The organism is Amaricoccus sp. B4, from assembly GCF_043226085.1.
Taxonomy (GTDB): domain Bacteria; phylum Pseudomonadota; class Alphaproteobacteria; order Rhodobacterales; family Rhodobacteraceae; genus Amaricoccus.
On record NZ_CP171225.1, the window covers coordinates 3,092,464 to 3,115,908 of the forward strand.

The 23,445-nt window shown below is 66.0% G+C and carries 27 protein-coding genes; 13 read left to right on the top strand and 14 right to left on the bottom strand.

The window, feature by feature from the left end:
* The first annotated feature begins 167 nt into the window (after positions 1-167).
* From ACF66B_RS14895 to ACF66B_RS14915, 5 genes are read left to right on the top strand one after another with little or no spacing between them, the layout of a single operon-like run.
* Positions 168-560, top strand: coding sequence for an AtpZ/AtpI family protein (locus ACF66B_RS14895; RefSeq protein ID WP_111430058.1), 393 nt, complete (start codon positions 168-170; stop codon positions 558-560).
* 10 nt (positions 561-570) lie between these two features.
* Positions 571-1,332 (top strand): F0F1 ATP synthase subunit A, encoded by a 762-nt coding sequence (locus ACF66B_RS14900; protein ID WP_111430059.1) that lies wholly within the window; start codon positions 571-573, stop codon positions 1,330-1,332.
* 53 nt (positions 1,333-1,385) lie between these two features.
* A complete protein-coding gene (locus ACF66B_RS14905; protein WP_111430060.1) occupies positions 1,386-1,622 on the top strand; it encodes a F0F1 ATP synthase subunit C in 237 nt (78 codons plus the stop codon).
* A 59-nt stretch (positions 1,623-1,681) separates the two neighbouring features.
* Positions 1,682-2,221 (top strand): F0F1 ATP synthase subunit B', encoded by a 540-nt coding sequence (locus ACF66B_RS14910; RefSeq protein ID WP_111430061.1) that lies wholly within the window; start codon positions 1,682-1,684, stop codon positions 2,219-2,221.
* A 4-nt stretch (positions 2,222-2,225) separates the two neighbouring features.
* Positions 2,226-2,717: an ATP F0F1 synthase subunit B gene (locus ACF66B_RS14915; protein WP_111430062.1), complete on the top strand. Its 492-nt coding sequence runs from the start codon at positions 2,226-2,228 to the stop codon at positions 2,715-2,717.
* Positions 2,718-2,789: 72 nt separating this feature from the next.
* Here ACF66B_RS14915 and ACF66B_RS14920 read toward each other — a convergent pair whose 3' ends face one another.
* Genes ACF66B_RS14920 through ACF66B_RS14940 form a run of 5 tightly spaced genes read right to left on the bottom strand, consistent with a single transcriptional unit; the run spans position 2,790 to position 5,951 of the window.
* Positions 2,790-3,104: a DUF167 family protein gene (locus ACF66B_RS14920; protein ID WP_111430063.1), complete on the bottom strand. Its 315-nt coding sequence runs from the start codon at positions 3,102-3,104 to the stop codon at positions 2,790-2,792.
* A complete protein-coding gene (locus ACF66B_RS14925) occupies positions 3,101-4,033 on the bottom strand; it encodes a methyltetrahydrofolate cobalamin methyltransferase (protein WP_111430064.1) in 933 nt (310 codons plus the stop codon). The genes ACF66B_RS14920 and ACF66B_RS14925 overlap by 4 nt, the downstream gene beginning before the upstream one ends.
* Positions 4,030-4,701, bottom strand: coding sequence for an HAD family phosphatase (locus tag ACF66B_RS14930; RefSeq protein WP_111430065.1), 672 nt, complete (start codon positions 4,699-4,701; stop codon positions 4,030-4,032). Before ACF66B_RS14930 ends, ACF66B_RS14925 begins: the two co-directional genes overlap by 4 nt.
* Positions 4,698-5,624 carry a methylenetetrahydrofolate reductase gene (locus tag ACF66B_RS14935; protein WP_111430066.1) on the bottom strand — a complete coding sequence of 309 codons (927 nt, stop codon included), beginning with the start codon at positions 5,622-5,624 and terminating at the stop codon, positions 4,698-4,700. Before ACF66B_RS14935 ends, ACF66B_RS14930 begins: the two co-directional genes overlap by 4 nt.
* Before the next feature lie 18 nt (positions 5,625-5,642).
* Positions 5,643-5,951: a virulence factor gene (locus ACF66B_RS14940; protein ID WP_111430067.1), complete on the bottom strand. Its 309-nt coding sequence runs from the start codon at positions 5,949-5,951 to the stop codon at positions 5,643-5,645.
* Between the two features lie 208 nt (positions 5,952-6,159).
* Here ACF66B_RS14940 and metF point away from each other — a divergent pair, with 208 nt between their 5' ends.
* Positions 6,160-7,053, top strand: a complete 894-nt coding sequence (gene metF / locus ACF66B_RS14945; RefSeq protein WP_111430068.1) for a methylenetetrahydrofolate reductase [NAD(P)H] — start codon at positions 6,160-6,162, stop codon at positions 7,051-7,053.
* Positions 7,054-7,152: 99 nt separating this feature from the next.
* Here the strand turns inward: metF and ACF66B_RS14950 are convergent, their stop codons facing one another.
* Together ACF66B_RS14950 and ACF66B_RS14955 are read right to left on the bottom strand one after the other, a co-directional pair.
* Positions 7,153-8,649, bottom strand: a complete 1,497-nt coding sequence (locus tag ACF66B_RS14950; RefSeq protein WP_162683279.1) for a mechanosensitive ion channel domain-containing protein — start codon at positions 8,647-8,649, stop codon at positions 7,153-7,155.
* Positions 8,650-8,710: 61 nt separating this feature from the next.
* Positions 8,711-9,907: a TIGR03862 family flavoprotein gene (locus ACF66B_RS14955; RefSeq protein WP_111430070.1), complete on the bottom strand. Its 1,197-nt coding sequence runs from the start codon at positions 9,905-9,907 to the stop codon at positions 8,711-8,713.
* Positions 9,908-10,220: 313 nt separating this feature from the next.
* On the opposite strand from ACF66B_RS14955, the gene ACF66B_RS14960 reads away from it, so the two are divergent.
* The 5 genes from ACF66B_RS14960 to ACF66B_RS14980 all read left to right on the top strand — a co-directional run bounded on the left by ACF66B_RS14960 (position 10,221) and on the right by ACF66B_RS14980 (position 13,719).
* The gene (locus ACF66B_RS14960) at positions 10,221-10,532 is read left to right on the top strand and encodes a hypothetical protein (RefSeq protein WP_111430071.1); all 312 of its coding nucleotides are present in this window, start codon (positions 10,221-10,223) and stop codon (positions 10,530-10,532) included.
* Positions 10,533-10,950: 418 nt separating this feature from the next.
* The gene (locus ACF66B_RS14965) at positions 10,951-11,712 is read left to right on the top strand and encodes an ABC transporter substrate-binding protein (protein WP_111430072.1); all 762 of its coding nucleotides are present in this window, start codon (positions 10,951-10,953) and stop codon (positions 11,710-11,712) included.
* A 42-nt stretch (positions 11,713-11,754) separates the two neighbouring features.
* On the top strand, positions 11,755-12,444 hold the full coding sequence (locus ACF66B_RS14970) for an ABC transporter permease subunit (RefSeq protein WP_111430073.1): 690 nt from the start codon (positions 11,755-11,757) through the stop codon (positions 12,442-12,444).
* On the top strand, positions 12,434-13,126 hold the full coding sequence (locus ACF66B_RS14975; protein WP_111430255.1) for an ABC transporter permease subunit: 693 nt from the start codon (positions 12,434-12,436) through the stop codon (positions 13,124-13,126). Before ACF66B_RS14970 ends, ACF66B_RS14975 begins: the two co-directional genes overlap by 11 nt.
* A gap of 5 nt (positions 13,127-13,131) precedes the next feature.
* Positions 13,132-13,719 carry an RSP_2648 family PIN domain-containing protein gene (locus tag ACF66B_RS14980; protein ID WP_111430074.1) on the top strand — a complete coding sequence of 196 codons (588 nt, stop codon included), beginning with the start codon at positions 13,132-13,134 and terminating at the stop codon, positions 13,717-13,719.
* On the opposite strand, the gene ACF66B_RS14985 is transcribed toward ACF66B_RS14980, so the two are convergent.
* Positions 13,700-14,911, bottom strand: a complete 1,212-nt coding sequence (locus tag ACF66B_RS14985) for a polyhydroxyalkanoate depolymerase (protein ID WP_111430075.1) — start codon at positions 14,909-14,911, stop codon at positions 13,700-13,702. The two genes, ACF66B_RS14980 and ACF66B_RS14985, sit on opposite strands and share 20 nt — an antisense overlap.
* A gap of 111 nt (positions 14,912-15,022) precedes the next feature.
* Between ACF66B_RS14985 and ACF66B_RS14990 the strand changes: the two genes are divergently transcribed.
* On the top strand, positions 15,023-15,676 hold the full coding sequence (locus tag ACF66B_RS14990; protein ID WP_111430076.1) for a glutathione S-transferase family protein: 654 nt from the start codon (positions 15,023-15,025) through the stop codon (positions 15,674-15,676).
* A gap of 28 nt (positions 15,677-15,704) precedes the next feature.
* On the opposite strand, the gene ACF66B_RS14995 is transcribed toward ACF66B_RS14990, so the two are convergent.
* Together ACF66B_RS14995 and ACF66B_RS15000 are read right to left on the bottom strand one after the other, a co-directional pair.
* Positions 15,705-16,754: a patatin-like phospholipase family protein gene (locus tag ACF66B_RS14995; RefSeq protein WP_111430077.1), complete on the bottom strand. Its 1,050-nt coding sequence runs from the start codon at positions 16,752-16,754 to the stop codon at positions 15,705-15,707.
* Positions 16,751-17,536 carry a 3-hydroxybutyrate dehydrogenase gene (locus tag ACF66B_RS15000; protein ID WP_111430078.1) on the bottom strand — a complete coding sequence of 262 codons (786 nt, stop codon included), beginning with the start codon at positions 17,534-17,536 and terminating at the stop codon, positions 16,751-16,753. The genes ACF66B_RS14995 and ACF66B_RS15000 overlap by 4 nt, the downstream gene beginning before the upstream one ends.
* Positions 17,537-17,912: 376 nt before the next feature.
* Here ACF66B_RS15000 and ACF66B_RS15005 point away from each other — a divergent pair, with 376 nt between their 5' ends.
* A complete protein-coding gene (locus ACF66B_RS15005) occupies positions 17,913-19,619 on the top strand; it encodes an extracellular solute-binding protein (protein WP_111430079.1) in 1,707 nt (568 codons plus the stop codon).
* Here the strand turns inward: ACF66B_RS15005 and ACF66B_RS15010 are convergent.
* The 4 genes from ACF66B_RS15010 to ACF66B_RS15025 all read right to left on the bottom strand — a co-directional run bounded on the left by ACF66B_RS15010 (position 19,613) and on the right by ACF66B_RS15025 (position 23,420).
* On the bottom strand, positions 19,613-20,473 hold the full coding sequence (locus tag ACF66B_RS15010) for an NAD(P)-dependent oxidoreductase (protein WP_111430080.1): 861 nt from the start codon (positions 20,471-20,473) through the stop codon (positions 19,613-19,615). The two genes, ACF66B_RS15005 and ACF66B_RS15010, sit on opposite strands and share 7 nt — an antisense overlap.
* Entirely contained in the window at positions 20,473-21,315 is an 843-nt protein-coding gene (locus ACF66B_RS15015) for a glycosyltransferase (protein WP_111430081.1), read from the bottom strand. The genes ACF66B_RS15010 and ACF66B_RS15015 overlap by 1 nt, the downstream gene beginning before the upstream one ends.
* Positions 21,316-21,318: 3 nt before the next feature.
* The gene (locus tag ACF66B_RS15020; protein WP_111430082.1) at positions 21,319-22,539 is read right to left on the bottom strand and encodes an NAD-dependent epimerase/dehydratase family protein; all 1,221 of its coding nucleotides are present in this window, start codon (positions 22,537-22,539) and stop codon (positions 21,319-21,321) included.
* 152 nt (positions 22,540-22,691) lie between these two features.
* On the bottom strand, positions 22,692-23,420 hold the full coding sequence (locus ACF66B_RS15025; RefSeq protein ID WP_111430083.1) for a DUF502 domain-containing protein: 729 nt from the start codon (positions 23,418-23,420) through the stop codon (positions 22,692-22,694).
* Between the last annotated feature and the right edge of the window lie 25 nt (positions 23,421-23,445).

Consider the following 23,445-nt stretch of genomic DNA (forward strand, 5'->3'; position numbering starts at 1 on the left):
CGGCGGAATCTCATCTCGAGAGATATTGGTTTTAAAACAATATCTTGCATGTTTTTGGCAAGGGCCCGGTTTGCTTGACAGACCTTTCACGATTGCTTTAAGACCCTCGCAAAAGTCAGTACAGGGCTTGGGGACGCAACGACGGGAAGCGAGGGGCAAACAAGGCGATGGAAGAGGAATCCTTTTCCGAACGCATGAAGGCCCTCGAACACCGGATCCACGCAGCCAGGTCTTCCGGCGAGGCTCCCGGCAAGGGTAGCAGCGCCGGAGAGAAGTACACCCAGAGCTCGCTCGCCTGGCGCATGGTGACCGAGCTCGTCGCGGGGATGCTGCTCGGGCTGGCGATCGGATACGGGCTCGACAGCCTGTTCGGAACACGGCCGGCCTTTCTGGTGGTGTTCGCCCTTCTCGGCTTCGCGGCCGGGGTGCGTACGATGATCCGCACCGCCGAAGAGGTGCGGGAAAAACGGGCCGAGGGTGCACGCTTGGGCGGCTCGGGCAAAACCGGCCCCGAGGGCCGCACGGATGAAACGGACCCGTCGGGTCCAGGAGAGGGCTGAGAGAGCGACGATGGCAGGCGAAGCGGAACACGGCGGCAACGGCTTCAACATCCACCCGATGGAACAGTTCAAGGTCCATCCGCTCTTTGGTGATGGCGCGGTGCACTGGTACACGCCCACCAATGCGACACTCTGGATGCTGATCACGGTTCTTGCCATCACGCTCTTCATGGTCTTCGGCACCCGCGGCCGGGCCCTGATCCCCTCCCGCGGCCAGTCCGCCGCCGAAGTGGTGTTCGGCTTTACCCGCAAGATGGTCGAGGACGTCGCCGGCAAGGAAGGAGCGAAATACTTCCCCTACATCCTGACCCTCTTCCTCTTCATCCTCTTCGCCAACGTGCTCGCGATCATCCCGACGAGCTTCGCGCCCACCTCGCACATCGCCGTGACGGCGGTGCTTGCGGTCGCGGTCTTCGTGACCGTCACGGTGATCGGTTTCGTCAAGCACGGCACGCATTTCTTCAACCTCTTCTGGGTGTCCTCCGCGCCGACCGTGGCGCTGCGTATCGTGCTCGCGGTGATCGAGGTCATCTCCTACTTCGTGCGCCCCGTCAGCCACTCCATCCGACTTGGCGGCAACATGATGGCCGGCCACGCGGTGCTGAAGGTGTTCGCGGGCTTCGCCGGTGCCCTGGGTGTCGGTGCCGTTCTTCCGATCGTTGCGATCTCGGCCATCTACGGCCTCGAGGTCCTGGTGGCGTTCATTCAGGCTTACGTCTTCGCGATCCTGACGTGCGTCTACCTCAACGACGCGCTGCATCCGGGCCACTGAGCCCGGACGTCATATCCAGAATTTCCGCCATTCCAATCCAAAGGAGCTTCAAGATGGAAGGCAATATCGCTGAAATGGGTCAGTTCATCGGCGCGGGCCTGGCCTGCACGGGGATGGGCGGCGCCGGCATCGGTATCGGCCACGTCGCCGGCAACTTCCTCGCGGGCGCCCTGCGCAACCCGGCTGCCGCCGGTGAGCAGACCGCGACGCTCTTCATCGGCATCGCCTTTGCAGAAGCTCTCGGCATCTTCTCGTTCCTGGTTGCCCTCCTCCTGATGTTCGCCGTCTGATCGGCAAACGTTATCCGCCGTGCGGGCTCTGCCCGCGCGGCTTCTGGACGGAGTGACACATGGCAAATGATACACTCGGGGCCGAGGTTCTTGAACACGCCGAAGCCGGCATGCCGCAGCTCGACGTCTCGATCTTCCCGAACCTGATCTTCTGGCTGATCGTCTCGATCGTTCTGCTGTATCTGATCCTGAGCCGCGTGGCCATTCCGCGGATCACCAGTGTTCTGGCCGAACGAAGCGACGCGATCTCGAGCGATCTCGAACAGGCACAGCTCTACAAGCGCCGTGCCGAGGAAGCCGAGGCCGCCTACAACGCTGCGCTGGCCAAGGCGCGCGAGGAAGCCCAGAAGATCGCGGCCGATACCAAGGCTCAGGTCGGCAAGGAAACCGCGGTGCTCCTGGCGAAGGCCGATGCGGAGATCGCGGCGAAAGCCGCGGAATCCGAGGCCCGGATCGGCGAGATCCGCGAGAGTGCTGCGCGCAGTGTCGAGGAGGTCGCCAAGGAGACCGCCGCCGAGATCGTCGCAGCAATCCTGCCGGGCAAGAAGGCCGACGCCGCTGCGGTGGATTCGGCCGTCAGCAGCCGGCTGAAGGGGTAGGGCGATGGACTTTCTCAACAACACCAACATCGTCGTCTCGATCGGCTTCATCCTTTTCGTGGGCGTGGTGATCTACTACGGCGTCCCGAAGCTCCTCGCCTCCAAGCTCGATGCGCGTGCCGCCTCGATCAAGGCGGATCTCGAGGAAGCCCGGGCCCTGCGCGAGGAGGCTCAGACCCTTCTCGCGGGATACGAGCGCCGTCAGCGCGAAGTCCAGATCCAGGCCGACGAGATCGTCAAGGCTGCGCGGAGCGAGGCGGCCCAGGCGGCGGAAACGGCGAAGGCGGATATCCGTGCCGCCGTCGACCGGCGCCTCACCACCGCGGGCGAACAGATCAAGGCCGCCGAACAGGCCGCGATCCGTCAGGTCAAGGACCGTGCCGTCACCGTGGCCATCGCCGCGGCGGGCGACGTGATCCGCGACAAGATGAAGGCTGCCGACGTCAACGCGATGATCGATGCCTCGATCAAGGAAGTCGGTTCGAAGCTGCACTGAGCGGCCCCCGAACCTTTCCGATCCGCAAGGCCCGCCCCTGTCAATGGGGCGGGCCTTCCGCATTCTGGAGCCTCAGCACCCGTTGCAGAGCGCTTCGAGCCGCGCCGCAACCTCGTCGCCCGCGATACGCAGCCGCTTGATGCGCGCCTTCTCCCCGGCAATGAAGCTGATGTCCGAGCGTGCAACGCCGAGGGTCTTGGCAAGGAATACGACGAGCGCCTTGTTGGCGGCGCCATCGACGGGCGGAGCGGAGACACGCACCCTGAGACAGGCCATGCCGTCCTGTTCCATCACCCCCTCGATTCCGGCCCGCCCGCCGCGCGGCGTGAGCCGGACCGCAAGCTCGAGCCCATCCGGTCCGGCCCGCCAGGGCCGGCCGCCGCTCACGCCCGCCGCCGCCGGCGGTTCTCCCGCCCGGCCCGTGCCCCTTCGGGTGTCGCGCCCTCGGCGGCCGCGGGCTTGTTCGCCCGGATCCAAGCCGCGCCATGCGGATCGTTCGCCATGAGAAGGTTCGCCGCGCGCACCGCCTCCATCTCCTGCGGACGCACCGGGTTCATGATCGCCGAGGTCATGCCGGCGCAGATCGCCATCGGCAGGAAGGCCGCGTTGATCCCGTGCCGGTTCGGCAGCCCGAAGGAGACGTTGGAGGCGCCGCAGGTCGTGTTGACCCCGAGCTCCTCGCGCAGCCGCCGCACGAGCGCAAAGACCTGAAGCCCCGCGGTCGCCATTGCCCCCACGGGCATCATCAGCGGATCGACCACGATGTCATGGGCCGGAATGCCGAAATCCGCCGCGCGCTCGACGATCTTCTTCGCGACGGCAAAACGCACGTCCGGGTCTTCCGAGATCCCGCTGTCGTCGTTCGAGATCGCGACCACCGGAACATTGTATTTCTTCACCAGCGGCAGCACCCGCTCGAGCCGCTCCTCCTCGCCGGTGACGGAATTGAGCAGCGGCCGCCCCGCCGCAGCGGCGAGCCCCGCTTCCAGCGCCGCGGGGACACTCGAGTCGATGCAGAGCGGCACATCGACCAGCCCCTGCACCAGTTCGATCATCTGCCGCATCAGCGGCGGCTCGGTCACGTTCGGATCGGGGTTCGAATTGTAGACGACGCCTGCGTTCACATCGAGCATGGTGGCGCCGCAGGCGACCTGTTCCAGCGCATCCTTCTCGACAGTGGAGAAATCGCCCGCTTCGAGCTGCGCGGCCAGCGCCTTGCGCCCGGTCGGGTTGATGCGCTCGCCGATCACGCAGAAAGGCTGGTCGAAGCCGATGATGGCGGTGCGGGTCCGGGATTCGACGATCGTTCGGGTCATGTGGTGCGAACCTTTGCCTGATCGAGATGGGCGTGAAGGGCGGGGTCGTTGAAATCGGTGATGGCCACATGGGCGCCCGCTGCGAGCAGGGCGTCGGGATCGAGGCTCGAGGCAAGTCCAAAGACATGCGCACCCGAGGCCCGGCCGGCCGCAAGCCCGGCGAGCGAATCCTCGAAGACCACCGAAAACTCCGGAGTCAGCCCGAGCTTGACCATCGCCAGACGGTACGGGGCGGGGTTGGGCTTCGGCCAGGCGGCATCGCCGCCCGCGATCACCAGCGGGAAGCGCGGTGCGAGCCCGGTGGCGGCGAGCATCGCGACGGCGTTCTCGCGCGGGGCGTTCGTCACCACGGCCACCCGGATGCCCTCGGCCTCGGCCCGGTCAAGCAGCGTCTCGATCCCCGGCATGGGATCCACGCGCGCCGAAAGGCGCGCGCGGAACATCGCCTCCTTGCGGTCGCCGATCGCGGCATGCTCGGCTGCAAGCTCGGGCAGAAAATCCGGCAGGACGAGTTCGTTCGTCCGCCCGCTGATCTTGGTCTGGAAGGTCTCCCAGTCGAGCTCGATGCCGTATTCGCCAAGGAGCTCCTGAAACACCGCGAAGTGCAGCGGGTCGGAATGCACCAGCGTCCCGTCGAGATCGAAGAGGAGCGCCCCGACCCGCGTCATGCGCGAACGCGCGCGCGCTCGGGTCTGAGCCGTCCGGCATAGTCCGCGGTGGCGCCGATGCCGCCGAGCGGAAAGAAATGCACCCGCTCGATCGGAAAGTCCGGATGCGCCGCCTTGTGCCGGGCAAGGGCCGCCAGCATCTCGGTCGGTTCGAAAGGCGTCATGAGGCGGGTGAGATCCGCCGCCCGGCGCTGGAGCACGCGCAGCGAAGGGCCGACGCCGCACGCCATTGCGAAGCGGATCATGGTCTGGAGCTTTGCAGGCCCCGCGATGCCGATATGGATCGGCAGCCCGACCCCACCCGCGCGCAACGCCTCGGCCCAGGCAATCACCGGCTCGGGCTCGAAGCAGAACTGGGTGACGATCGCCATTCGGGCATCCGTCCGCGCGCGAAACGCCGATTTCCAGCGCAGCGCGGCCATCACCGCCTGCGCACCGCCATCCGGGTCGATGTCGCGGCTGCCCTCCGGGTGCCCCGCGACGTGCAGGTCGGTGAAGCCGTATCTGTCGAAAAGCCCGGTCTCCAGCAGCTGCATGGAATCGCTGAAGGCCCCGCGCGGCTCGGTGATGCCGCCGGCAATCACCAGTGCCGAGCGCACGTCCGCCTCGGCATAGGCCGCAATCCGCGCCTCGAGCTCGGCCCGGTCACGAATGCCGCGGGCCGGGAAATGCGGCATGACCTCGAAGCCTTCCGCCCGCAGCCGCCGGGCGGTTGCCAGCATTTCGGAAAAATCCACCCCGTCGATATGGGCGACATAAACGCGGGTGCCCGCGGGCAGGATCGCCCGGAAATCCTCGATCTTCGACGCAGTGCGCGGCATGACCTCGATCGAGAAGTCGTTCGTGAAGGCCGCGATGGCCGCCGCCTCGGTGTGGGTGGGGGCGAGGGCGGGCTTGCGCGAGAAGGAGAGTATCCTGGCCATGATGTCCTTTCCCGGGGATCAGATCGGGCGAGAAGCCCGGCCGCCATTTTCGACGAGCGCGGCGAGCACATCCTGAGGGAACGCCGAATCGAGCCGTGCGGCTTCGCTGGAAGCGACATCCCCCGCGTCACCTTCGACCTCCCTCGGCGTACCACGCCGCCATTCGGCCAGATAGGCATCGCTTTCCGTGAGCCCGGCCTTCATCGCGGCGCGGTCTATGGCCTGCACGAAGCGATCGGGCAGAGCCCGCTTCGCCGCCGCCCGCCCGCGCCCGACGATGACCTGGGCCGGAATGTCCCGCCAGTAGACGATGGTGACCTCGGGCATCGCGCGCCTCCCCGCCGGCAGAGCGAATCGCGCCGGCCTCTCCCGGATGGCCCGGCGCGGCCGCAACTGGCGGCGTCGGGCGCTTTCCAAAGCGGTTGCACGAGGCGTAACCCCTCGTCAATCGCAACCAAAGATAATCGTTGCCGGAAAACCGGTCCCGACGTATTCTCCGCGCGCTATTATCATTGACGGTTCGGACCGGAGCACCATGACCAACTCTGCACAGACTCTCCCGAGTCTTTCCTTCGAGTTTTTCCCCCCACATTCCCCCACGGCCAGCCTGCGCCTCTGGCGTTCGGTCGAGCGGCTCGCACCGCTTGCGCCGCAATTCGTCTCGGTGACCTATGGCGCGGGCGGAACGACGCGCGAGCGCACCAATGCCGCGATCCAGACCATTGTGGACCGCGCGCGGCTCAATGTCGCGGGCCATCTGACCTGCGTCGGTGCCAGCCGCGCCGAAACGCTTGCCGTGGCGCAGGGCTATGCGAAGCTCGGGGTGCGGCGGATCGTGGCGCTCCGGGGCGATCCGCCCAAGGGCGAGACCCGCTTCACGCCCCATCCCGAGGGCTTCGCGTCCGCCGCCGAGCTTGTCGCGGCGCTGCGCGATCTCGGCGGATTCGAGATTTCCGTCGCCGCCTATCCGGAGGCGCATCCCGAGGCGGTGAGCCTTGCCGCAGATATCGACAACCTGAAGCGCAAGATTGACGCCGGCGCGTCGAACGCGATCACGCAGTTCTTCTTCCACAACGCCGATTTCCTGCGTTTCCGCGATGCCTGCGCCAAGGCGGGCATCAGCGCGCCGATCTTCCCCGGTATCCTGCCGGTCGAGAACTTCGCGAAGATGCTGAATTTCGCCGGACGCTGCCAGGCAAGCGTGCCGGAGTGGATGCACAAGGCCTTCGAGCGCGCCGATACCGAGGAAGACGCCTATCTCCTCTCGGTCTCGCTTGCGGCGGAGCAGTGCACCGGTCTGATCGCCGAGGGCGTGGATCACCTGCATTTCTACACGCTGAACAACCCCGACCTCAGCTTCGACATCTGCCGCGCGCTCGGCTATGAGGCCGCGCCCTTCGTTGCGGCCGGGGGCGGTCTCAGCGCCTGACCTGAAACGCAAACGGGCGGCGTCCCCTGGGGATCGCGCGCCCGCCGGATGCGATCATGACGCGGCGCCGCGGGATACCCCGGGCGCCGCGGTTTCGTTTCAGCTCCCCGAGGTATCGTCGTCGTCGCCGTGGCCATCGTCCCCGGCGGCATAGTCTTTCGCACCGGTCGGGCGGCCTGTCCCGGCGGCGGCCGGACCGAGGGGCAGGGCAGCCGGGGCCGCCGCGCCACCCGCGACATGCAAATGCATGTCGGTCTGCGGATAGGGGATGCTGATCCCTTCGGCGTCGAAGGCCTGCTTCACCTGCCGCGTCAGATCCCAGTAGACGGTCCAGTAATCGGCGCCCCGCACCCAGGGCCGGCAGATGAAATCGACCGAGCTTGCGCCAAGCGCATTCACCCGTATCGTCGGCGCCGGATCGGAGAGCACCATCGGATGCTCCGCCACCACGCGCTCCAGCACCGTCTGCGCCGCCTCGATCGAGTCGTCATAGCCGATGCCGAAGACCAGATCGACGCGCCGGGTCGGGCTCGCCGTCACGTTGGTGATGACATTGCCCCAGACCTTGGAGTTCGGCACCACGATCACCTGATTGTCCGGCGTCGTGACCATGGTCGAGACGATGGAGACCGACTTCACCGTGCCCGCGACCCCGCCGATATCCACGTAGTCGCCCTCGTCGAACGGACGGTTGATCATGATCATCAGCCCCGCGGCGAGATTGCCGAGCGTGTCCTGCATCGCGAAGGCCATGATGAAGGAGGCGCCACCGATCAGGGCGAAGACCGGCGTGATGTCGATCCCGAGGCTCGAGAGCACGACCATGAGCCCGATCGCGATGGTGAGCCAGTAGATGATCATCACGATGAAGGCCTGAAGCAGCTTGGAGAGGTTGGGGATCCGCCCCACGCCCCGCCGCGCGATCCGCCGCACTGTGCCCGCCACGATCACCAGCGCCAGCAGCGCCCCGATGATGATCGCGCCCTGCACCACGAAATGCAGCCCGCCCTCCCGATCGATCGCCCAGTGCCAGGCCTCCAGCGCCAGCGTCTCGATCGTCGCGTTGCGCTTTTCCTCGATGATGATGGCGCTGCGGTAGCTGCGGTAAGGCGCGATCGTCGCCGCATCGCCGCCCTTCTTCTCCCAGGCGTCGAGCACCGCGGCGTATTTCGTGAAGGCCGCGTTGCGGGTGTCTGTCAGGGGCTCGATCTGCGCGGCGGCATCCTCCCCCTTGTCGCCCATCGCCGCGATCTGCGCGTCGACCACCTGCTCGGTGTCGTGCTTGACAATGCCGAGCCATATATCGGCGAGCTTGGCGAGATCGTCCTGGGTAAGCGGCTGGAGCAGCAGGACGAAGGCCGCCTGATCGGTGTCGGGGCTGGTCAGGCCCGGGTTCAGGTCCGGCGCAGCCTCGGCCTCGGCCTCATCCGCCGGTGCCTCGCCCGCCTCGGGCTCCGCCGCCGGAGCCTCCGCGGAAGGTTGCGCCGCGTCGCCGCCATCTGCCGCCTGCGCCATGAGCCGCGGCGCTGCGGCAAGGCTCAGGAGACAGACCAGGGCGAGGACCATGAAATGCCGGAATGCGGCCTGGAGGGTCATGTTTCTGTCTCTGTAGTTGAAATGCGTGGGCCTGAAAGGGTACCAAGACGGGCGCCGGGCTTCAACCCGTGGTCCGCTCCGCCAGCCGCGCCGCGGCCGCGCGCCCCGCCCAGCGGCCGGTCGCGAGACAGGCCGTCAGCAGGTAGCCCCCGGTCGGTGCGTCCCAGTCGAGCATCTCGCCGGCGCAGAAGACCCCGGGCAGCGCGTGGAGCATCAGCCCCGAATCGAGCGCCTCCCGGCAGACCCCGCCCGCCGAGGAAATCGCCTCGGCGATCGGATGGGGCCCGGTGAGCGGCAGCGGCAGGGCCTTCAGGGCCGCCGCCGTCGTCTCGGGCGCGGCAAGCGCCTCCGGGGCGCACTCCCGGAGCAGCGCGATCTTCACCGGCGGAAGCCCGAGTCGCCGCCGCAGGTGATTGGCAAGGCTGAGCCGCCCGCGCGGCCGGGCGACCCGCGCGGCCACCTCGGCTCCCGCAAGGTCTGGCAGCAGATCGAGCGAGAGCGTCGCGCCCCGGCCGAGCTCGCTTCCCAGTGCATAGATGCCGCCGCCCTCGACTCCGCGCGCCGTCACGACGAACTCGCCCCGCACCCGCCGCCCGCCCGCGCTCAGCGCCACGGGCTTCACCGCCGCCCCGAAATGCTTCGCCATGTGCTCCGACCAGCGCGCGCCATGGCCCACGTTCGCGGCGCGGAAGGGGGCCAGCGCCACGCCCCGCGCGGCAAGCCATTCCGTCCAGGCTGCGTCCGAACCGAGCCGCGGCCAGGATGCACCGCCGAGGGCCAGAACCGTCACCTCGGCCCGGATGAGCCGTGGCCCTTCCGGCGTCTCGAAGCGGAAGGCCTCGCCCTCCCAGCCGGTCCAGCGCCAGCGCGTGCGCCAGTCCACGCCCGCCTCGGCGAGCTGCGCGAGCCAGGCCCGGAGCAGCGGCGAAGCCTTCATCGCCGCCGGGAAAACCCGGCCCGAGGTGCCGGTGAAACAGGCCGCTCCGAGCCCGTCGGCCCAGGCCCGCACCGCCTCCGGCCCGAAGTCGGCGAGCATCGGAGAAAGCCCGCCGCCCCCTTCCGGATAGGCCGCGCAAAACGCCTCCAGCGGCTCGTCCTTGGTGAGATTGAGCCCGGACTTCCCCGCCATCAGAAGCTTGCGCCCAAGCGAGGGCATCGCCTCCGCGATCAGCACGCGGCGGCCTGGCCCGGCGAGCATCCCGGCGGCCATCAGCCCGGCCGGGCCGCCGCCGATCACGAGGGCGGTTGGATCCTGCATGCCTCCGCTCCTGACGAAAACCCGGCCCGAACGCAAGCCTCGCGCCACCCGTGTTCGCGCCCCGTCGGGAACGAGGGGCAAAATGGCGCAGGCGGTCCTGGCGCGGCAGCGAGCCTGTGACACAAGGAAACAGGCCCGAGGCGCGCCCGCAGCTCCCTTCAGCGCCGAACGTCTCCGGGAGGGCCGGACAATCGGCGAGAGCGTCGCCGCCGCCCGCCGCGCCACAGACACGGCGACGGTGCGTCTGGGAGCGGTAACAGGGGCCACCTTTCCTCCGAACTCCTCTTCAGGACAGGAGAGGACAAAGCAGCCCATGCACATCCGCCCCGAACTGAAGCGCCTGATCCTCGGGCATATCCTCGCGATGGTAGCCTTCGTTGCCGCGCTGATGCTCTATTGCCTCGCGCTCGACATGCAGTCGGTGCATCTCGCGGTGCTGGCGGTGCTCACGACCACCGGGCCGCTCGTCTCGCGCATCTTCGAGGGGCTGATCCGGCGGCGCCAGCGGGTGCTCGGCCTGCCCATGGACTGTCTCGAGGCCGACGACGAGGTGCTCCTCGCGCGCACGCTGCCGCTGGCGCTTCCGGTCATCGGCACGCTCTTCGCATGGTTCGTGGTGCTCTGAGCCGCGGCCGCGGCGTATGGCAAGTTGCCATATAGATTCCATACGCATTCCATATCGATTCCATACGGTCGTTTCCTGCTCCAACCGACCTGGTCCCGCCGCGGAGTCTCCGCCGAGGAGACCGCGCTCCAGGCCGGGCGAGGCGCCTTCAAGCGCCCCGCCCCCGGCTGCCGATGCGGCGTCCACCGCCTGCATGTTCGAACGCAGGCACACGAAGGGCGTCCATATGCCCGACCCCGACGCATTTGAGCTCATGGGCTTCCGTTCGGTGGCCGAGCATGGTGCCATCTGGCGTGAAACCTCTGCGCGTGGGCGCGCTTGTCCGGGATTCTTCGCGGCGGGCCGAGACCGGGCAAGTCCCTTGACGCGCGGGACATCCCGACTAGGCTGACCCGGACATGCATTCTGGAGAAAGCCTATGAAGCGCATCCTGGCCAGCGTCGCCTCGATCCTCTGTCTGAGTGCCGCCGGTCCGGCGCTGGCTCTCAACATCTGCATCGAGGGGGCCTATCCCCCATTCTCCGAACTTGCCGACGACGGCACGCTCGTCGGCTTCGACGTGGATATCGCCAACGCGCTCTGCGACGAGATGAACGTCGAATGCGAGATGGTGAAGGTCGACTGGGATGGCATCATCCCGGCGCTGCTCGAGAAGAAATGCGATGCGATCGTCGCCTCGATGTCGATCACCCCGGACCGGGCGCAGGTGATCTCCTTCACCGACAAATACTACAACACACCCGCGCGCCTCGTGGCCGCGAAGGGCACCGATCTCGTGGACAGCCCCGAGGGGCTCGCGGGCAAACGGCTTGGCGTGCAGCGGGGCACCGTGCACCAGCCTTTTGCCGAGGCGCACTATCCGGACGCCGATATCGTGCTCTACGGCTCGCAGGACGAGGCCAATCTCGACCTGATTGCGGGGCGGCTCGATGCGGTGATGGCCGACAGCGTCGTCCTGTCGCTTGGATTCCTCGAGACGCCGCAGGGCGCTGACTATGCCTTCTTCGGCGAGCCGCATCTCGATCCGGCGATCCATGGCGAGGGGGTCGGCATCGGTGTGCGCAAGGAGGACAACGACCTGCGCGAGCAGCTCAACGGGGCCATCGCAGCGATCCGCGAGAGCGGCGTCTACGATGACATCTCGGGGAAGTATTTCGACTTCGACATCTATGGAGAGTGATCCGGGCACGGTACCGGTAGCGCCTCAGGGACCGGAGGCGCGATGGAGAACCTGATCCGCTATGTGCCCCTGCTCCTGAACGGGGTGCTGGTGACGGTGGCGCTGGCGCTGATCTCGCTCCTGTTCGCAACGCTCTTCGGCGCGCTCGGCGCGGCAGGGCGGATCAGCCGGCGGCCCCTCGCAAGCGGTGCGGTGCTGCTCTACACGACGCTGGTGCGCGGCATCCCGGATCTGGTGCTGCTTCTTCTTGTCTATTTCGGCGGCCAGAGGCTGCTCAACAATCTCGCGAGCTTCCTCGGGCTCGGTCCGGTCTCGCTTTCGCCCTTCTGGGCCGGCGTCGTCGCGATCGCGTTCATCTATGGCGCCTATCTCACCGAGACCTTTCGCGGCGCCTACCAGACCATTCCGCACGGCCAGGTCGAAGCGGCGCAGGCGCTCGGCCTTCGGGGCTTTGCGCTGCACTGGAACGTCACCATCCCGCAGCTCATCCGCTTCGCGCTGCCGGGATATGCCAACGTCTGGCAGGTTCTGGTGAAATCGACCGCGGTCGTCTCGGTGATCGGGCTCGAGGATCTCGTCGGCATCGCCAACGAGGCGGGCAAGACCGCGCGCGAGCCCTTCATCTTCTACATGGCGGTTCTGGCGGTCTATCTCTTCATCACCTGGATTTCGACAACGCTTTTCGAAGCAATGGAGCGCCGCTATGCGGTGCCGCTCGCCCATGCGCGTTGACCTGATCCTTGCGAACTGGACGCTTTTCGCCGCGGGCGTCTGGATGACGCTTCAGCTCACGTTGCTCGCGCTTCTGATCGGCTTCTGCATTGCGCTGCCCGCCGGGCTCGCGCGGGCGCGGCGGCAGCGTTTCTGGTCGCCGCTCCTCCAGGGCTACGTCTACCTGTTCCGCGGCACGCCCCTGCTGGTGCAGACCTACCTGATCTACTACGGGCTTTCGCAGTTCGCCTTCGTTCGCGAAAGCTGGGCTTGGCTCGTCCTGCGCGATCCCTGGTGGTGTGCGCTCATCGCCTTTTCGCTCAATTCCGGCGCCTATGCGACCGAGATCATCCGCGGCGCGGTCGAGACGACGCCAAAGGGCGAGGCAGAGGCCGCCATGGCCCTCGGGCTCTCGCCACGCCAGCGGGATTTCCTCGTGCTGATCCCCTCCGCCCTGCGCCGCGCGCTGCCGCAATACGGCAATGAAGTGGTCTTCATGCTGCATGGCTCGGCGGTGGCGAGTGTCATCACGCTGCAGGACATTCTCGGGGTAGGGCGCACCCTCAACGCGCGCTTCTACCTTGCCTACGAAGGCATCCTGACCGCCGCGCTGCTCTACATGGCAATCACTTTCGTGCTCGTGGGGCTCTTCCGGATGCTGGAGCGGCGCTATCTGCGGCACATGCGGCCGCGGAGCGCCTGAGCGGCATGAAAGCCTGTCTCGATGCCTGCGTGCTGTTTCCGAGCGTCATGCGCGAGATGCTGCTCGGCGCGGCAGCGGCGGGCTGCTTCGAGCCGGTCTGGTCGGAGCGGATCCTCGAGGAATGGGCGCGCGCCACACGGCGTCTGCCGGTCGGGGCTGAGGCGATTGCGCGAGCCGAGATCGGCCGGATGCGCGCCCGCTGGCCAGAGGCGATGGCCGAGGCGACGCCCGAGGCCGAGGCGCTGATCTCGCTGCCCGATCCCGATGACCGGCATGTGGTCGCCGCGGCGCTGGCCGGCGGAGCGGACACGCTGGTGACTTTGAACCGGCGGGATTTCCCGAGCCGCACGCTTGCGCGCCATGGCCTGATCCCCCGCGATCCCGACAGTCTGCTGGTCGAAATCCACCAGGACGGGCAGGGGCTTGGTTCCGTCGCGGCGGGCGTTCAGGCCCACGCCGAGCAGGTTTCCGGCCGGCCGCAGCCGCTGAGGACACTTCTGAAGCGCGCAGGCCTGCCGCGGCTGGCCAAGATCCTTGCCTCCGAGGAAGACCCGGCGGGAGCTCCGCCCCGGGTCACTCCATCGCGAGGATGAGGTTCCGGACGATCGGATAGATCTCCTTTTCCCAGCGCTTGCCGTTGAAGACCCCGTAATGGCCGACATTGGCCTGCAGGTGGTGGCGCTTCAGATGCGGGCGCAGCGAGCGGCAGAGATCGTGCGCCGCGGTGGTCTGGCCAAGGGAACAGATGTCGTCGCGCCCGCCCTCGACGGTCAGAAGCGCCGTCTTGCGGATCGCGCCGCAATCGACCGGCGTGCCGCGATAGGTGAAATCTCCGGTCGCAAGCTCCGCCCGCTGGAAGACCCGGTCGATCGTCTCGAGGTAGAATTCCTCGGTCAGATCGAGAACGGCGAAATATTCGTCGTAGAATTCCTTCGTCTTCCGCGCCTTCTCGTATTCGCCATTGGCGAGGTTCACATAGAGCTTGCGATGCGCCTCGCGGTGGCGATCCATGTTCATCGCCATGAAGGACATGAGCTGAATGAAACCCGGATAGACCCGCCGGCCGCCGCCCTTGTGCCGGCCCGGCACCGTCGCGATGACGTTGTTCCGGAACCAGGACAGCGACTTCTCGTTGGCGAGCTCGTTGACCATCGTCGGGCTCTCGCGCACATCGATCGGCCCGGCCATCAGCGTCATCGTGCGCGGGGTTGCGGGGTTGTTCGCAGCAGACATGACCGCGACCGCGATCAGCGTCTGGACACAGGGTTGGCAGACTGCCAGCACGTTCGAGCCAGGCCCGAGTTCCTCGAGGAACTGGATCACGTAATCGACGTAATCCTCGACGCCGAACGGGCCCTCCTCCACCGGCACATCGCGGGCGTTCGCCCAGTCGGTGATATAGACGTCGTGATCTTCCAGCAGGGTGCGCACCGTACCGGCCAGAAGCGTTGCGAAATGCCCGGAGAGGGGGGCAACCACAAGGATCTTCGGCTGCGGCGTGTCGATGTCCTTGGCAAAATGCAGGAGGTTCCCGAACGGTTTGGAGAGCACGACCTCTTCGGTGACGGGCACGTCCCGGTTGCCGACCATCACGCTCGGAATGCCGAAGCTCGGCCGCTCGTGGCTGAGCTTGAAACGCGCCAGCATCTCGAGAGAGGCATTGATGTGGCTCTTGCCGGGCAGGGACTTCATCCACTCGGGCGCGGCGCCGTTGCTGAGTGAGGAGGCCATCAGCCGGAACGGAGCCATGAGATCGTCCTGAAGCTGATAAGCCTGATAGAGCATTCGCCCCTCCCGCAAGTCGTGCTGCACCACAGACAGAAAGCTAGTGTATTTAATGTTGCGGTGCGAGAGAATTGTGATGCATCCTGTCTGAAAGGCGGTCCGAGGGCAAACATGGCTAAAGCGACATTGACGATTTCGTCTAAAAATTACTCATCCTGGTCGTTGCGCGGCTGGTTGCTCTGCCGCATGGCAGGCATCGACTTCGAGGAGCAGCTCATCGATATTGATGATCCGGAGATGCGGCAGGAGCTGCTTCTGCTCTCCCCCTCCGTGCGGGTGCCGCGGCTCACCAACGGTGAGGACAGCGTGTGGGACACGCTCGCGATTGCGGAATATCTCAACGAGATCTTTCCCGACGCGCAGATGTATCCTGCGGAGCGGCACGCCCGGGCGCATTGCCGCGCCATCTCGGGCGAGATGCATTCCGGCTTCCACAACCTGCGCTCGGCCCTGCCGATGAACATCAAGGCCCGGCACAAGTTCTTCAAGATCTTCTCCGGTGCCCGCCCTGACGTGGAACGCATCCGGCAGATCTGGACGGAGTGCCTCGCCGGCTATGGCGGACCCTTCCTCTTCGGCGCTCCGACGGTTGCCGATGCGATGTTCGCGCCGGTCTGCACCCGGTTCCGCACCTATGCGGTCGAACTGGATCCCGCGCTCGAGGCCTATTGCGATACGATCTACGGCTGGGAGCCGATGCAGGACTGGATCGAGGGCGCGCTGGCCGAGCCCGACGAGATCATCGAGCTCGAAGTGGAGTTCTGATCCCGGCGCGGGGCGCGCACCGGTCCTTTCAGGAGAACATCGCCCTGAGGTCGACCGAGGTGCGCTTGCCGAGATCCTTGCGGTGCGCGGCGAGAAAGCTGTCCATCGCGGCGCGTCCGGCGTCCTTGAGCTGCAGCAGGAGCGCGCGGTTCAGCGTCATCTTGGTGGCGATGCCGAGCTGGCTCATGAAGGCGTCGTCGCGCACAGAATGGATGAAGTTCTGCTTCATCGCCTCGGGGGCGATCACGCCGTTCTCGATCAGCCGGTTGACGAAGTCGATGCCGCGCAACTCGCGGAGCAGCGAGGCGTTGAAACTGATCTCGTTGATGCGGTTGAGGATGTCCTGCGCTGTTCGGGGCACGTCCTCGCGTTCGAGCGGGTTGATGTGCACGATCAGGATGTCCGGGCTCTCGGTGTTGTAGAAAAGCGGGAATAGCGCCGGGTTCCCCATGTAGCCGCCGTCCCAGTAGGCTTCCATCTTGCCGGTCCGGGGGTCCTCGATCTCGATGGCCTGGTAGATCGTCGGCAGACAGGCGGAAGCGAGGATGGCATCGGCGGTGATGTCGTCGCCGGAGAAGACACGCGGCTTGCCGGTGCGGACATGAGTCGCGGTGATGAAAAGCTTCGGCCCGGTGGCGGCGCAGACCTTGTCGTAATCGAGCAGCGCCTCGACGGTGCTGCGCAGCGGATGGAAGTTCAGCGGATTGAGCTGGTAGGGCGAGAGCATGCGCGTCACGACCTCACCCGCAAGCACGGCCGGGTTCGCCTCGATCACCCGCGCGATCACCGTGGGGTTCGGCGAGACGCAGCGCAGCCACTCGATGATCGCGTCCGAGAGCACGCCGTCGAGGCCGGCCAGACTCAACCAGAAGCTGTCCAGGCTCTCGCGGGCCCCGGCATTGCCGCCACTTATCCAGCCGTGCTTCAGGGCTGCGGCGTTCATAGCGCCCGCCGAGGTGGCGGTGATGCCCTCGATCTCGATATCCTCCTCTTCGAGAAGGCGGTCGAGCGTGCCCCAGGTGAAGGCGCCGTGGGCGCCTCCTCCCTGGAGCGCAAGATTGATGGCGGTGCGCGTCACAGCGCGGTCCAGCCCCCATCGACCGAGATGGTCGTGCCGGTGATCTGCTCGGCCGCGGGCGAGCAGAGGAAGGCAACCGTGCCGCCGATCTGCTCGACCGTGGCAAACTGCTTGGACGGCTGGCGCTGGAGCAGCACCTCGCGGATCACGGTCTCGCGGTCCATGTTGTACTGCTTCATCGTGTCGGGAATCTGGGCCTCGACCAGGGGTGTGAGCACATAGCCGGGGCAGATTGCGTTGCAGGTGATCGGTTCCTCGGCGGTTTCGAGCGCGACCGTCTTGGTCATGCCGACGACACCATGCTTGGCCGAGACATAGGCAGACTTGTAGGGCGAGGCGGTGAGGCCGTGGGCGGAGGCGATGTTGACCACACGGCCCCAGCCCTGCTCCCGCATGATCGGCAGGGCGGCGGCCGTGGTGTGAAAGGCCGAGCTCATGTTGATCGCGATGATCTGGTCCCACTTCTCGACGGGAAACTCGTCGATGGGGGCGACATGCTGGATGCCTGCATTGTTGACGAGGATGTCAACCCGTCCCAGCGCCTCCTTGGCCTGGGTGACGAGTGCGCGGCACTCGTCGCCGCGGGACATGTCCGCCTTGATGTAGATCGCCTGAACCTTGTGTTCCTTCGCGATCTTGTCGGCGAGGGCGTGGTCCTCGGGGCGATCGGAAAACGAGTTCAGGACGATATTCGCGCCCTGTCTGGCCAGCTCTTCGGCGACGCCGAGTCCGATACCTGAGTTCGAGCCGGTGATGACTGCGCATTTGCCCGTGATCGACATAGTCCCTCGCAACTTGTGAATTTGCGCGCGGATCATAGCTACCGCATCTGCGAACAGGCAAGGCAGACTGGCAGTGTGTGTGGGGCTAGTACGCAAAAAAGACGCCCTCACGAGGAGGGCGTCAAGTCGTTGAGGCAGGTTTCATACAGGCAAGAAACCTATCGAGCAGTGAAACCCTTATACAAAATCAATGATGTAACGCCAAGCCAAAAATCGTGATGCGCCTGCCTGGAGGCACCGCTAGAGTGGTCATGGTTAATCAAAGGCATCGATTGTGACGAAAAAGACACGGGCTTTCTGGGGGATTCTGGCAACAATCCTGGCAAGTGCCGAGATAACCTGCGGGGCATTTGCCGAACCCGCGCATGGCATTGCTATGTATGGCGAGCCGGCCCTCCCACCTGATTTTGTGTCCCTGCCCTATGCCAATCCAGATGCGCCGAAAGGCGGCCGCGTTGTCTTCGGCGAGGTTGGTGCTTTTGACTCCCTGAACCCGTTCATCCTCAAGGGCCGCGCGCCCTGGGGTGTCGGATCTCACGTTTTCGAGACTCTGCTGGCGCGGAACTGGGACGAGCCCTTCGCCCTTTACGGTCTTCTGGCCGAATCAGTCGAGACCGGACCCGACCGCAAATGGGTCGAATTCACCCTCCGGCCGGAGGCCCGATTCTCCGACGGCGCGCCGGTGACGGTCGAAGATGTGATCTGGTCTATGGAAACACTCGCGAAAAAGGGGATGCCGCGCTACGCCAACGCCTGGTCGAAAGTCGCAAACGTCGTGCAGACCGGCGAGCGCTCGGTACGATTCGAATTCTCTGAAGCCGACAGCGAGCTGCCGCTCATCATCGGTTTGCGGCCGATTCTCGAGAAGTCGGACTGGGACGGAATCGACTTCGCCCAGAGCAGTCTGCGGGTTCCCAAAGGCTCCGGACCTTATGTGGTCGGCGGCTTTGAACCTGGCCGCTTCATCACGTTCCGGCGCAATCCCGACTACTGGGGGCGGGATCTGCCCTACAATCGCGGTCTGAACAACTTTGACGAGATCCGCTATGACTACTTCGTCGATGCAGGGGTCCGGTTTCAGGCGGTGAAGGCGGGGGTGGTGACCTTCTACCGCGAGGTGTCGCCCGCGCTCTGGGCCGGCGAATACGACTTTCCGGCGGTGACGTCCGGCGAGATGGTGCGCGAGGAGATTCCGCACGCCCGCCCTTCCGGCATGTCGGGCTTCGTCTTCAATACCCGCCGCCCGGTCTTTGCCGACTGGCGGGTCCGCGACGCGCTGATCCATGCGTTCAACTTCGAGTTTATCAACGGCACCGTGAACGGTGGCGTGCTGCCGCGGGCGAAGAGCTATTTCTCGAACTCGATGCTCGCCATGTCCGACGGTCCGGCCGAGGGGCGCGTGAGGGAGCTGCTCACTCCGTTTGCCGACACACTCCCGCCCGATGCGCTCGAGGCCTATGCGCTCCCGATATCGGACGGCTCGACCCGAAACCGCCGCAACATGCTCAGGGCGGCGGCCGAACTCGCGGAGGCGGGCTGGACGGTGCAGGACGGGGTGCTGAAGAACGACGCTGGCGTCCCGTTCTCCTTCGAGATCCTGCTCACCGACAGCGCCAATGAAGCCATCGCCAATCTCTATGCCGATGCCCTGCGCCAGCTCGGGATCGAGGTCCGCACCCGCCTCGTCGACAGCGCGCAGTATAACCAGCGGATCAGCGTCTACGACTACGACATGATCGTCGGGGCCTGGAACCTCTCCCTCAGCCCGGGCAACGAGCAGACGCTCTACTGGGGCGCCGCGGGTGTGACCGAGCCCGGCACGCGCAACTACATGGGGGCGAACACGCCCGCGATCGGTGCGTTGATCTCCGACATGCTCTCCGCGCCGGATCAGGCGGAATTCACCGCCGCCGTGCGGGCGCTCGACCGCGTGCTGACAACCGGCCGTTACGTCGTGCCGTTCTGGTTCAACGACAAGAGCTACATCCTCCACGCCGCCAATCTGCATCACCCGGCCGATGTTCCGGCCTATGGGGACTGGATCGGCTGGGCGCCCGAGGTCTGGTGGGCTGACCCTCAGTGAGAAGCAAGCGAAGCGAGAAAGGCCGCAAGCCGTTCGGTCCCGCCTGGCCGCCAGCCCAGCCGCTGCAGCTTCACGGTTGCCATGATCCCCGGCAGCGTCCCCTCGTAGCGCGGCGGAAGCGGCCGAGGAGCGCCCGTTTGCTTTTTCAGCCGCGCGAGGAGGTCATGACGGTCAAGCAGGATGTCCGAGGCGTTGAACGCGCCTCTCGCGTCCTCCGAGGGGGCTTCCAGCAGCCGCCGCACCGCCTCCGCCAGATCTGCGCCGTGAAGTTCGGTGCCGATGCGGGGTTCGATCGTCGCGCCGGCGAGGAAGTCGCGGAAAAGCCCGTCCCACTTATGCGATGAAAGGCCCGGCGGTATGCCGTAGACGCCGGTGGCGCGCAGCGTGACCGGCGTCGCCGCAGCCCCGGCAAGCCGCGCCATGTCCTGCTCGGTCGCGAGCTTTGCCTCGCCATAGAGCGAGTCCGGCGCGGGCGTATCGGTCTCCGCCAGAATCTCCCCCCGCCGGTGGTCGCCATAGACGGACCGGCTCGAGAGAAAGAGCCAGCGCGGGATACCCGCCCGGCGCGCGGCCTCGAACAGCGCCGCCGAACCGTCCCGGTTGAGCCGCAGGAACCGCGCGGGGTCATCGCCCTCGCCGCCGCGATAGCGCCCCGGAACATGGTCGAATGCGGCATGAACGAGCGCATCGGCGGGCGGCAGCTCCGGGGCCGTCTCCGCAAGGCTCCAGGCGTGAAGCGCATGGCCCGGCTGCGGCTTCCGTCCGAGCAGCACCACGTCATGGCCCGCCTCCGCAAGCCCCGCGACGATGAAGCGCCCGAGCTGGCCCGTGCCGCCGGTAACGAGAACCCGCATCAGGCCGGCGGGGGCAGGGCGGCGATGTCCTCGGGCACGCCCGTGCCGGTGTAATAGGCACGCCAGAGCGCGATCAGCGGCGCAAGCTGCTCGGACTTCGGATGGTTCGCCTGCCACGGCTTTTCATACTGGAAATGCAGCACCCGGATCATCGACCAGTCCCAGAGCTCGGGAAGATTGAACCAGACGTATTGCAGCATGTTGTCGTAGACCGTCAGCCCGTTCCAGTCAGGAAAGAAGGTCTGCAGGAAGGTCTGGTCGGTGCGCTTCCAGAATGCGCCGGGGGTATCGAGGCGCTCCAGCATCGCGGCGAACGTCTTCGCGTCGGGACGCGCCGTGAAGACGCCCGAGTTCATCCGCCGGAAATCCACCAGCCCCTCATAGACGTTCGGCGCGGCCGAGAACTCGGGATAGGCGAAGAAGCGGTCGCAATTGCGCAGCACGAGCGCATCGGCATCGATGAAGACAACGCGCGCGTAGTCCTCGAGCTGCCAGAGCCGGAGCTTGACGAAATTGTCGAGCGGCGTGTGAAAGGCGGGCTTGCCGCCCTTGGTGAAGGGGTTCCGCCCATGGATCTCGCCGCGCGCGTGAGCCGCGTTGAAGGCCTCGGAGGTCGGGAGAAGTTCGCAGAGCGCGAGCCGCGCGCCGAGCTCCCCGAGCGGCGCGAGGGCCTCTGGCCCCACGGCTCCGGTATGCATCACCACGATATCCGCCGCCGTGCCACTCAGGCGAAGCGACCGGACAAGCGCGACCGCGCCGGGAAGGTAGGCCTCGTTGGTGACAAGCGTCACATAGGCGCGGTCGGAGCCGGCCGCGCCCGAAAGCTCAGGTCCGTCCTGCATGGATCAGGAGACGGACTTGAGCCCGCGATGCTCCGGGTCGCGCTCGACGACCTTGGAGATCTCCTTGGTCCAGGCCGAAACGGCGGCGATGCGGCTCCGGTCCACGCGATAGGCGTATTTCTTCGCCACCTCGACCACTTCGTCGAGCAGCCCTTCTCGGAGCGTGATCGGGTCAAGGCCAAGCGCGAGGAACTGGTCGTTCTTCACCACGAGATCGTTCTCGGCCGCCTCCTTGCGCGGATTCGGCAGCCAGGCGATTTCGGCCCCCGTGAGCTTCGAGACAAGCTCGGCCAGATCCCGCACCCGGTGGGTTTCCGTCATCTGGTTGAAGATCTTCACCCGCTCGCCCCGCTTCGGCGCGTCCTGAAGCGCGAGATCGATGCAGCGCACGCTGTCCTGGATGTGGATGAAGGCCCGCGTCTGCCCGCCCGTGCCATGCACGGTGATCGGATAACCGATGGCGGCCTGGATCAGGAAGCGGTTGAGCACCGTGCCGTAATCGCCGTCGTAGTCGAAGCGGTTGATGAGCTGCTCGTGGCGCTTCGTCTGCTCCGTATGGGTGCCCCAGACGATGCCCTGATGCAGGTCGGTGATCCGGAGGCCGTCATTCTGGGCGTAGAACTGGAACAGGATCTGATCGAGGCTCTTGGTCATGTGATAGATCGAGCCCGGCCGCGTCGGATAGAGGATCTCCATCTTCTTCGTCGTGCCGTCGAGGGTCTCGATGCCCGCGTCGAGATAGCCCTCGGGGATCGCGGCGCCGATCGTCGAGTAGCCGTAGACCCCCATCGTGCCGAGATGCACGAGATGGGCATCAAGCCCGATCTCCACCATCGCGTTCAGCAGGTTGTGCGTCGCGTTGACGTTGTTCGAGACCGTGTAGTTCTTGTGCCGGTCCGACTTCATCGAATAGGGCGCGGCGCGCTGCTCGGCGAAATGGATGATCGCGTCGGGGCGCTCCTCGGCCAGCCACTGCTTCAGGATCTGATAATCCTTGGCGAGGTCGATCAGGTGGAAATGGATCCGCCTGCCGGTTTCCTGATGCCAGATGCGTGTGCGTTCCTGGATCGAATCCATCGGGGTCAGCGACTGGACGCCGAGCTCGGTGTCGATCCAGCGGCGGCTGAGGTTGTCGAGGATATGCACCTCGTGCCCCGCATCGGAGAGATGCAGAGATGTGGGCCAGCCGCAGAACCCATCGCCACCCAGGACCGCAATCTTCATCGGTCGTTCCTTTCCCATCTTCGATGCGCCCGCTCTTTAGCCGTCATTTGTGACATTATGTAGACGCTTTCGTGTCCGTGTCAGCGGTCTCGCGCAAGGTTTTCCCGGAATCGCCGCAATTGTTGCTTCCGCGCTGATCTGATGCGACGGGCTCAGGAGGCGGGTGCGCTCGCGCGTTTTGCCGCCGGGGGCGGGCTCTTCGCGCCGCGGGCGGGGGCCGCGCGCGGGTAGGGCGGTTCGACGAGACCGGCCGAGATGATGAGTTTCGCCGCCTCCTCGATGCTCATGTCGAGATACACGATGTCCTCGCGCGGCACGAAGAGCAGGAAACCCGAGGTCGGGTTCGGCGTCGTGGGGAGGAACACGCTCACGAGTTCGTCTGCGCCGGCCCGTTCCCGGATCTCGCCCGAGGTGTCGGTCGAGACGAAGGCGACCGCCCAGAGCCCCTTGCGCGGGTATTCGATCAGGCAGGCGTTCTGGAACGAGTTGTTGGTCTGGCTGAAGATGGTTTCGACGATCTGCTTCAGCCCGTTGTAGAGCGAGCGCACGATCGGCATCCGCTCGACCATCCGCTCGCCGGTGTGCAGGATCTTCCGGCCTATGAAGCCCTTGGTGAGCGCGCCCACGAGGGTGGTGAAGGTCAGGAAGACGACCACGCCGAAGCCGAAGATATTCCGCCCGAAGACGTTCTCCGGGTTGTAGCGGTTCGGAATCAGCGGGATCACCTTGGCGTCGATGAAGCCGATCGTCGCCCAGAGCAGGTAGATCGTGAGAAAGACCGGCAACACCACCACGAGACCGGTGAGGAAATCGCCGCGCAGCCGCTGCAACAGGGGCGGCTTCGGGGTGCCTTTGCGGCGCCGTATGGGTTTTCTGGCCATGTCGGATGGAATCCTTGAACGCAAC

Bases quoted from the DNA above. Each gene is read 5' to 3' on its own strand.
- ACF66B_RS14895 (WP_111430058.1), top strand. From the start codon at position 168: ATGGAAGAGGAATCCTTTTCCGAACGCATGAAGGCCCTCGAACACCGG.
- ACF66B_RS14900 (WP_111430059.1), top strand. From the start codon at position 571: ATGGCAGGCGAAGCGGAACACGGCGGCAACGGCTTCAACATCCACCCG.
- ACF66B_RS14905 (WP_111430060.1), top strand. From the start codon at position 1,386: ATGGAAGGCAATATCGCTGAAATGGGTCAGTTCATCGGCGCGGGCCTG.
- ACF66B_RS14910 (WP_111430061.1), top strand. From the start codon at position 1,682: ATGGCAAATGATACACTCGGGGCCGAGGTTCTTGAACACGCCGAAGCC.
- ACF66B_RS14915 (WP_111430062.1), top strand. From the start codon at position 2,226: ATGGACTTTCTCAACAACACCAACATCGTCGTCTCGATCGGCTTCATC.
- ACF66B_RS14925 (WP_111430064.1), bottom strand. From the start codon at position 4,033: ATGACCCGAACGATCGTCGAATCCCGGACCCGCACCGCCATCATCGGC.
- ACF66B_RS14930 (WP_111430065.1), bottom strand. From the start codon at position 4,701: ATGACGCGGGTCGGGGCGCTCCTCTTCGATCTCGACGGGACGCTGGTG.
- ACF66B_RS14935 (WP_111430066.1), bottom strand. From the start codon at position 5,624: ATGGCCAGGATACTCTCCTTCTCGCGCAAGCCCGCCCTCGCCCCCACC.
- ACF66B_RS14940 (WP_111430067.1), bottom strand. From the start codon at position 5,951: ATGCCCGAGGTCACCATCGTCTACTGGCGGGACATTCCGGCCCAGGTC.
- metF (WP_111430068.1), top strand. From the start codon at position 6,160: ATGACCAACTCTGCACAGACTCTCCCGAGTCTTTCCTTCGAGTTTTTC.
- ACF66B_RS14950 (WP_162683279.1), bottom strand. From the start codon at position 8,649: ATGACCCTCCAGGCCGCATTCCGGCATTTCATGGTCCTCGCCCTGGTC.
- ACF66B_RS14955 (WP_111430070.1), bottom strand. From the start codon at position 9,907: ATGCAGGATCCAACCGCCCTCGTGATCGGCGGCGGCCCGGCCGGGCTG.
- ACF66B_RS14960 (WP_111430071.1), top strand. From the start codon at position 10,221: ATGCACATCCGCCCCGAACTGAAGCGCCTGATCCTCGGGCATATCCTC.
- ACF66B_RS14965 (WP_111430072.1), top strand. From the start codon at position 10,951: ATGAAGCGCATCCTGGCCAGCGTCGCCTCGATCCTCTGTCTGAGTGCC.
- ACF66B_RS14970 (WP_111430073.1), top strand. From the start codon at position 11,755: ATGGAGAACCTGATCCGCTATGTGCCCCTGCTCCTGAACGGGGTGCTG.
- ACF66B_RS14975 (WP_111430255.1), top strand. From the start codon at position 12,434: ATGCGCGTTGACCTGATCCTTGCGAACTGGACGCTTTTCGCCGCGGGC.
- ACF66B_RS14980 (WP_111430074.1), top strand. From the start codon at position 13,132: ATGAAAGCCTGTCTCGATGCCTGCGTGCTGTTTCCGAGCGTCATGCGC.
- ACF66B_RS14985 (WP_111430075.1), bottom strand. From the start codon at position 14,911: ATGCTCTATCAGGCTTATCAGCTTCAGGACGATCTCATGGCTCCGTTC.
- ACF66B_RS14990 (WP_111430076.1), top strand. From the start codon at position 15,023: ATGGCTAAAGCGACATTGACGATTTCGTCTAAAAATTACTCATCCTGG.
- ACF66B_RS15000 (WP_111430078.1), bottom strand. From the start codon at position 17,536: ATGTCGATCACGGGCAAATGCGCAGTCATCACCGGCTCGAACTCAGGT.
- ACF66B_RS15005 (WP_111430079.1), top strand. From the start codon at position 17,913: ATGTATGGCGAGCCGGCCCTCCCACCTGATTTTGTGTCCCTGCCCTAT.
- ACF66B_RS15010 (WP_111430080.1), bottom strand. From the start codon at position 20,473: ATGCGGGTTCTCGTTACCGGCGGCACGGGCCAGCTCGGGCGCTTCATC.
- ACF66B_RS15015 (WP_111430081.1), bottom strand. From the start codon at position 21,315: ATGCAGGACGGACCTGAGCTTTCGGGCGCGGCCGGCTCCGACCGCGCC.
- ACF66B_RS15020 (WP_111430082.1), bottom strand. From the start codon at position 22,539: ATGAAGATTGCGGTCCTGGGTGGCGATGGGTTCTGCGGCTGGCCCACA.
- ACF66B_RS15025 (WP_111430083.1), bottom strand. From the start codon at position 23,420: ATGGCCAGAAAACCCATACGGCGCCGCAAAGGCACCCCGAAGCCGCCC.